Source organism: Sinosporangium album (assembly GCF_900100605.1).
In the GTDB taxonomy this organism is placed as follows: Bacteria; Actinomycetota; Actinomycetes; order Streptosporangiales; family Streptosporangiaceae; genus Sinosporangium; species Sinosporangium album.
Map to the genome: position 1 here is coordinate 23,395 of NZ_FNCN01000006.1, position 2,911 is coordinate 26,305.

At 61.8% G+C, this 2,911-nt stretch carries 4 protein-coding genes; 3 read left to right on the forward strand and 1 reads right to left on the reverse strand.

Annotated features, from left to right (window positions below):
- Positions 1–215 precede the first annotated feature (215 nt).
- Entirely contained in the window at positions 216–824 is a 609-nt protein-coding gene (locus BLQ73_RS07905; protein WP_093169721.1) for a 2'-5' RNA ligase family protein, read from the reverse strand.
- Between the two features lie 596 nt (positions 825–1,420).
- On the opposite strand from BLQ73_RS07905, the gene BLQ73_RS34950 reads away from it, so the two are divergent.
- From BLQ73_RS34950 to BLQ73_RS07915, 3 genes are read left to right on the forward strand one after another with little or no spacing between them, the layout of a single operon-like run.
- A complete protein-coding gene (locus BLQ73_RS34950; protein ID WP_420819999.1) occupies positions 1,421–1,669 on the forward strand; it encodes a UTRA domain-containing protein in 249 nt (82 codons plus the stop codon).
- Positions 1,629–1,859 (forward strand): UTRA domain-containing protein, encoded by a 231-nt coding sequence (locus BLQ73_RS34955; RefSeq protein WP_420820000.1) that lies wholly within the window; start codon positions 1,629–1,631, stop codon positions 1,857–1,859. Before BLQ73_RS34950 ends, BLQ73_RS34955 begins: the two co-directional genes overlap by 41 nt.
- Before the next feature lie 42 nt (positions 1,860–1,901).
- The gene (locus BLQ73_RS07915; RefSeq protein ID WP_275936269.1) at positions 1,902–2,576 is read left to right on the forward strand and encodes a GntR family transcriptional regulator; all 675 of its coding nucleotides are present in this window, start codon (positions 1,902–1,904) and stop codon (positions 2,574–2,576) included.
- The last annotated feature ends 335 nt before the right edge of the window (positions 2,577–2,911 follow it).

The following is a 2,911-nucleotide window of genomic DNA, read 5'->3' on the forward strand; positions in this document are numbered from 1 at the left end:
CATCGCCCCTGAGAGGGGTCGCAACCGGCACCCTTGTCCTTAGGGCCCGGGTAGAGAATGCGGGTCTTCATCGCCCCTGAGAGGGGTCGCAACACGGTGTCGCAGCCCGGCCGGGGCGCGGCCGTGGTGGTCTTCATCGCCCCTGAGAGGGGTCGCAACAGCAACTTCCGTGCCGTGGACGGATGGACTTCACCTGCCGATTCTTTGACCAGCCGTCACAGCGACAGGCGTCGAACCATCTTCCACCGATATCCGTCGTCGCGATTGAGCTCAATCAGAGTGATCTCCTTTAATGTCACCGGGATCACCTTCTGATATGTTCGCAAATTTTGTTCGATGGACGCGAGAGGGGTGCCTGACTTGTTGGCATAAGCCAGAGAAACGTGCGGCCAGAAGTCATCAGATTCGGGAACATGCCCCCAGACGTTCCTTATACCGCCACGAACTGCCGCACGAGCTTCCGCCAGTCCCTTCAACGGGTTGGCCGGCAGAAAAACACCTTCAATTCCCACGACCAGTGGGCCGAGGGTGATACCAATCGGCCCCACATTCCTGACCTGCTCGGTAACCTCGTCCACAATCGCAGCCAACTCATCAGGGGCCACCTCATCCGCGAAGCCAACCCCTTGCGTGGTCATGTGAAGCCATGGTATTGAGACAGGGTCGAGGACCCCAGTGGCGAGAAGTGAAGACTGGATTTCCTGCACGATGTCGTGGAGTTCCGGCTGGCCGTCCAGCAGGAAATGCCAGGTATAAAAACGACGGCCAGGCCGCCAGCCGGGGCGCCACCACCAGTGGTCACGCGTCTCGGTTGCAGTTTCCATCTGCCTACCCTTTCACACAAGCCGTCTGCTCGCGAAAGGCACTTAACATTACCCCGAGCTGGTGAGGCCCATTCGCTTACGCTCACCTTGACCAGTGTGCCATTTGGGCCGCGCCCATATCTACGCTCCAGGTTCTTGGCCATCTTGGCCTCCACCGCACCGTCCAGATCGACGCCGGACATTTCGGCGATAATCGCGAGAAACAGCAATACGCCAGCGAGTTCTTCGCCCAGGGAGTCCGGGTGTTTGCGTGCCGCCTCGACGTGGGCATGGGTCGTCGGGGTTGCCGACGGCTCCGGAGGCCTCGTGGCCCTGGGATCGCAGCACCAGGACGCGACGTGGCATGTGGCCAGGTACTGCTCGTGTGGGCAGTGCCTGTTGATTCCGCACAACCGAACTGGGAATACCGGGAATGCCTCACGCCGGACAGGCGGGGAAGACCCGCTGCAGCCGTTCAGCCATAATGGTTTTCGCGAGAAGTTGGCCAAGGGAGCCGGGGAGGCTCTGTGTGAATTGTGACTTCGTTGCCCTATCTGTCGCCGCGACCTGACGGGCAGACGGACGCGTGGCGGGAGGAGGCGGCCCAGGCCGGCCGCATGGGCGCTCAATTGATCCGAGAGGTCGGTTCAGCGGTGCCGCCACCGAATGTGGCTGCGATGTTGGGGCTGAACCCAGGCACCAAGGCCATCGTGCGACGCCGGACCATGGTGCTCGACGGCAAGCCAGCCGAGCTCACTGACTCTTGGTATCCGATATCGGTCGCGGACGGGACCGCCCTCGCGGTACCACGAAAGATCAAGGGTGGTGCGGTCACCCTGCTCCAGCCTCGGCTACACGGTCAATGAGGCTCTGGAGGAGATCGCGTTCCGCCCTGCCGCCGCAGCTGAAGCCACCGAGTTGGGGGTGGAGGAGCGAACCCCTGTGATTGCGCTCTCTCGAACCTGCTTGAGTGCTGACGAAATACCGTTCGAAGCATCGGTGATGGTGATGATCGCAGAGGGACGGCTCCTGCGCTACCGACTGGTTACGGGGTAATCGATGGCACATCGGGCTGACGAGCGCCCGCCGTACAGCGTGATGGCGGCGGCATTGCGGGCACGGATCATGGCAGGCGACGTCCTCCCTGGCACACAACTGCCGCCGACGGCACAGCTTGTGGAAGAGTTCGGCGTTTCCAACACGACGGTTCAGAAGGCCCTTGCCGTGCTCAAGGGCGAGGGGTATCTCACAAGTCGTCAGGGCAAGGGCGTGTTCGTGCGCGACCGCCAGCCGCACCGAGTCCAGGTGGGAATCTACTCGCCACCGTCGCCGGGTGGTTATTCTCATGAACTACTAGAGGTCGGCGAGGTTCTGCCCCCGACCGAGGTGGCCAAGGCGCTCAGGATCGAGCCTGACGGTTCCCGCGTGCTTCTTCGCCGACGCCTGCTGAGGCATAGTGGCCGTCCCGTAGAGATTGCGCGGTCGTATTACCCTCTGGAGCTCGTGGATGGCACGGACCTGGCGGAGCCTCATCGGGTTCGTGGTGGCGCGTCCCGTGTACTTGAGGAGCGCGGTTATCCCCCACGTCACTTCGTGGATGCCGTGTCGGCAAGGATGCCGACTGCGGAAGAGGCTGACCTGCTTGCTCTTCCAGATGTGCCGATCATCCGGCAGTTCCGCGTGGCCTACTCCGGCAATGGCCACCCCGTTGAGGTATCGGAGCTGGTGAAAGGCGCTCACGCGTACGAGTTGCTGTACCACGTGTCGGTCTGACAACAGGATCCTGGATGCCCGACAGCTGCCCCGCCCCCAACTTGTATACTTATCGCGATATTCATTAAGGTTTTCTGGGTTTCAGAGGTGTATCTGGCCGATCTCGCGGAGCGGGACGGCATAGGGTGGAGGCAGTGGATTGCAGCAGACCTCCCGGGGAGAATGCACTACCGGAGGTTCACTGCAAAGCGCCGCCGAATCCCGGACTCTACAGGGCTTGTGAGCTGGGCCTTTACTGTGGGGTTCTCATAGCCCCTGAGAGGGGTCACAACCCCGTTAGGGGCGAACCGGATGTCAGAAGCGTTGGAGTTCTCATAGCCCCTGAGAGGGGTCAC